The sequence below is a fragment of the Leptospira borgpetersenii serovar Javanica genome (assembly GCF_003046425.1).
GTDB lineage: Bacteria > Spirochaetota > Leptospiria > Leptospirales > Leptospiraceae > Leptospira > Leptospira borgpetersenii.
In genome coordinates, this window is record NZ_QAJG01000051.1 from 1 (window position 1) to 4,897 (window position 4,897).

A 4,897-nucleotide genomic window follows, 5' to 3' on the forward strand; every position below is an offset into this window, starting at 1 on the left:
TTTTTCAACGAAAATGGTTTTTCATAGTTTCAAACATTCTAATAGTAATAAATGATAATCCGTTTATTTTAAACATATATATGCATTGTATTCGGGGTTCAAAAAGCATAGTGCTAATATTTGGGACTGAATGAAATAGGATACTTAGAGTCGGTCTCAAAACCTTAGGAATGTAGGAGCTATTACAATTTTAAACGACGAGAGAAAACCGCCAATGCGACGGTTTCTGTGGAAACTCTCACGTTTTTTAAAAACTTGCCGGATCGTCTAGAGATATTTTTCTTCAGGTTTTGAGACCGGCTCTTAAATGAAAAGTGCAATAAACCATTAGATAAAGCTCAAAATCAGACCCTGGGAATATCTTTAAAAAAAGAGGTTACCACCACTTAAGATAGAAATTATTACGCCTTTTAGAGCGCAAAACCGAACGATCTGGTAATCTAGAACTCGTCTAAAGACTTCGCAGTAAAATTATATATACTTAATGTTTAAAGGAACCTAATTTAAAATATTAAAAAATTAGGTTCCCGGATATAGAAACCCGGAAACCCTGAATGGAGATACAGGAGATGAAACAGAGTTTAAAAATAAACTCCGTTAAGAATAGTTGGAGAAAAATATATTTTCATATGGCTTACAAATTGAAAATAAAAATTTTGATAAAAATACTATTTTATTTTATAATATTATACGAATAATGATAACTTTTTAGTACCTTAGATGTAAATTCGGATATCCTTATGCGTTAGATCCATAGTTGAAATAGGCTCTGCTTTGTTTTTTAATGGGTAAGGTTATCCTTAGAATAAGGATCCGCCCCAAAACTTCAGAATATAGGAACTCCAACGAAAGTGTAACAACTACAAAGTCTATTCGAAAGCCAATTTGTAGAAACCTTCTTTGTTTTATAAAAATTCAAGACGACTTCATATAACGTTCTGTTCAAGCCACACTAACGGACTACACAACAGCACAACATTATTTTTGCCATTTTGATTTTCGCGAAACCACACTCAAACCACTCGAAAGCGTAGTATCTATCTATCTTAGATACAATTAAGCTAAATTGATTGAAAACGTTCTATAAACATGAAATGTAATAGTTATGAGTTGATCTTACACTCCTTGAAATAAAAAAGGAGAAAAAGATGACAACAGCACAAAAGATAATCAAGAACAAGTAACAACTCAACAGAACGCTCCATAGATTAGTATGATTCTTAGATGTAAGACAGTTCGAAAAGTGATATTCTTGACTCGACGGAGTAAGAAGGCCGGTGGCAGATTGATCGCTCTGAAGAACTCAATGCATCGTTTCCTATGGGTCGCTCTGCAGGGCTTAGACCTCGATCCATAGATGAATCTAAATCGGCCACCGCAAACCCATGTGTGACGAATCAACAAAGTCGATCGCTAAGGAAACTCAGCATCTTCGCTCTTTATGAATCGCTCGATAGGAGTGTGGCGGGCGTATCACAACCCGAGCTTGTTAAGACCTTCCGCTCCTTCAGTATAGTTTAGGAGAAAAGAAATGAAAAGCCAAGAAAGCAGTTATATAGGAATCGACTGTGGAAAGAAAACTTTAGAAGTCATCCGGATCGGAGACAACGTTCGTTCCGCACGAAAGAAAGCAGTTTTTAACAACAGAAAGCGGAATTTTTCGATTGGTAAACTGGCTCAACCCGAACGATGTAATCGGTTTAGAAGCCGGATCCCAATCCTTCAGAATCGCAAAAACGATTTTGAAGGCTCATAAAGAAGTTCAAGTAATCGTACTGAATCCGGGAGACCTTGCTACAATCTACCAATCCTTAAAGAAGACGGATAAAGAAGATTCGCTCAAGATTGCGAGATTAATACAACGGTATCCAATACAAGAATTGCCTACCGTTCCAATTTCCACAACGCGCCCTTAGGAAGTGTTGTGTTGAGTTCTTCCCGATGAAGAAGAGGATAATAGAAGGCTATGCACCGAGCAGGAGTATTGGACAAAACAGTTAACACAAGGCAAGAATCGACTTCACAGTTTATTCACTCAAGCCGGTTTAACTCAAATTACAAAGAAACATTTACGAACAAAAGTCTCAAGAGAATTCTACATAAACTTGCTTCCTGAACGATACAAAAAAGAAGCAGAAAGAATGTCGAAAAATTTAGATTCAACGGAACAAAGTCTAAAACTAATAGAAGAAGAAACTAAAAAAGCTCTCAATAAGAACAAGGAATATATCCTCCATGCCTGGGATCGGTATGATTACTTCTTTGGCGATTATGAGCTACATGGGTGACTGCAAAAGATTCTCTTCCGCCAAACAAGCTACCTATTATGTAGGTTTGGTTCCAAGGGTTGATATTTCCGGTGACTCCGTTTATTACGGCAGAATTGTCCCTCGAGGTTGTCATTCTATTAGAAGGTTAATTGTTCAAGCGGCTTGGACTCTTGTTCGCTCCAAACATGGTGGTAAAATCAAAGAATTCTATCAAAGGCTCTATCTAAAGAAAGGGGCTAAGAAATCAATCATCGCTGCATCTCGTAAAATGATCGAGGTTTTATATGCTATGATTCGGACAGGCGAAATATTCAACCCTATGACGGATGATGTTTTAAATCGAAAGTTGATTTATTACGGTCTTATGTAAAAAATTGCGGAGGGGACTTGGACACAAGAAACATAGGAGAGAGTAAGACGGCTTGAGTTACTTTGAGCGCCAATAGAAGCGAGACGCTTTAGTTTCAAGAATGGTTGAGCTCGTAAAGATCCTTCGAAAAACATTTAGATCTGTTAAAAAAGGACATTTTTATGGGAACCCTTACTTAAATTCAAACCGAGTCTTCGAAATTTTGAGACGTCTACATAAACCTCCTTAGGACGAAGACCAACAATCTTTTCCATCTGATTGATGGCGTCCTTCAAAGTATGACCATCATACGGGTTGTCATGCAAGGCTTGAACTCCAACAATCCAATTAGATTTACTCGTGGTAACTAAACTCACTTTACAACCAAACTCATATCTCTTATGAGATTTACCTTTAGAAATACATTCCACTTCCGGAGCATGAATACTATAGATTTTATTTTTGCTATTTTTACTTTGTGTTAAGATTCGTTCAGAGATTTCTAAGAGGGATTTAAGTCGCCTATTAGGATTTTCTACTTTTCTCTCTATATCCCGTTTTACACTGCCCAAATACGTTTTTAATCGTTTTGTTTCTTTATTCGCACGTTTACTTTGTTTTGCATGAAAGTAACGTCCTTGTTTAATGAATGCTAATTTACTCTTGCGCTTACAGCATATCTCAAAACTTAATCTTACTTTACAAAAAGATCAAGCTGCAAGGTTCTGCCCTCCCGGTTTTCTTACCGAAAACTGGTGAGGGCAGGTTCTTATGATACAGCTTTGCATCCGTTGGAAAAGTGATCGCTTTCTCCTGAACCGTTGTATCAACATTCACTCTTCTAAATTCTGAATCTTTGATCTGACCTTTCCGTTGGCCTAAGAAGATCGTCTCTTCTAAAAATTTCTCTACTCCATCGGAACCAATCCGTTTCCGCCACTTTACTAAACTCGTTGGATCACAAGGAAAATTATGTTCGAAATATTCATTTCCACATATATATTGCCAATACGGATTTTCCAAATAGCATTCTACTACCTTTTCATCTGATACGTTATACGCGTGTTTCAAGTAATGAAGTCCCACTAACAAACGAATTCGCAATCCGGGGCCGACCGGGTTTCTCTGTGTAGTATTTTCCGAATTCTTTCTCAAACTTTTCCCAATCTATCTTCTTCGAGATTTGATACAACGGGTGTCTAGGATCCAAGATCTGGTCCAATCTATTTCGAAATAGTTCTCCTTGGTTCTTGTGTTTGGAGTTTTCTTCTGATTTTATTTTCACCGGCTTTTACGTGCTTTCTGGATGTTTTATTGGGATTTTGTTTCTAAGTTTTTCTCCTTGGATAGCATTTTATTTGCGTTATTCGCTTTTATAACTCTTTTTCTGGGACGACTAGTTAAGATTCAAAGGTTACTCTGAAAAGTTTCAGATCCCTCTGGTCACAATAACCCGCTCTTGAAAAATCTTTCAAACTCTTTAGGTTTATTTTATTAGTTTACAATTTATCAAAACGAATCCATATATTAGAAAATTGCGAAATAAAAATTCATGCTATCACAAAATAAGTAATAAGAGTTACAGCAGTGTGCACCTACCGTCGCCCTCCCTCCTCGGACACTGATTCACTGATGTACTGGTTGGATATTCTCCTGTACCTCTTCTGTCGTTTCCTTCTCCAGTGCAATTCCTGTTAGAAATTGCAAAGTCAAATGTATTGCGGTAAACAACCCCTAACTGTATCGTTATAAGTCTTGCCAAAATCCTATCTGGTGGTGTTTCCAGATTATTAATTACCTGAAGCGGATCCGTGGTTGGCGTTAAAACTCGCCTGTAAAGGTCAAGCGACGCCGAAGGCACTCTCGTTCGAATTACCACTAACCCCCGAGAAGTCCTAAGAATTGGAACAGCATGCCAACTAAAAGTTCTATCCAGATGACGACGACCCAATATCCCCAACCAAATACTTCCGGGAGGAGAATGGATGAGTGAATTAATGTGGGACATTATATCAGACCTACTGGCGAATTCATCAGAGACAATCCAGTTGTACTGAGGCAACATAGTCCTAGCGGTTGCTAATACCATCTGTCTGTTTGTATCACCGGCAGAAGCATACACACAAGGTATATCTGCCAGTAACATGTCCAAGTACGAATAACGTTGTCTAAACGAAATAAAAGGATCCCTATCACGAGCTGTATCGAAAAAATAACCTCCACTCTGAAGAGGCCCTTGAGAATGATACTCCTGCAGCTCTGCTAACATCTGGAAGCT

The 4,897-nt window shown here is 37.9% G+C and carries 1 protein-coding gene and 2 pseudogenes; 1 reads left to right on the top strand and 2 read right to left on the bottom strand.

The annotated features are described in order from the left end of the window. Nucleotides 1-1,531: 1,531 nt before the first annotated feature. A pseudogene (locus CLV95_RS18320) lies at nucleotides 1,532-2,640 on the top strand (IS110 family RNA-guided transposase). Nucleotides 2,641-2,849: 209 nt separating this feature from the next. Here CLV95_RS18320 and CLV95_RS18325 read toward each other — a convergent pair. Both CLV95_RS18325 and CLV95_RS18330 read right to left on the bottom strand, forming a co-directional pair. Next, a pseudogene (locus CLV95_RS18325) lies at nucleotides 2,850-3,898 on the bottom strand (transposase); the annotation flags it as partial. 300 nt (nucleotides 3,899-4,198) lie between these two features. Next, nucleotides 4,199-4,897, bottom strand: a 699-nt coding sequence (locus CLV95_RS18330) for a DUF1561 family protein (RefSeq protein ID WP_243406626.1), incomplete at its 5' end; no start/stop codon positions are given.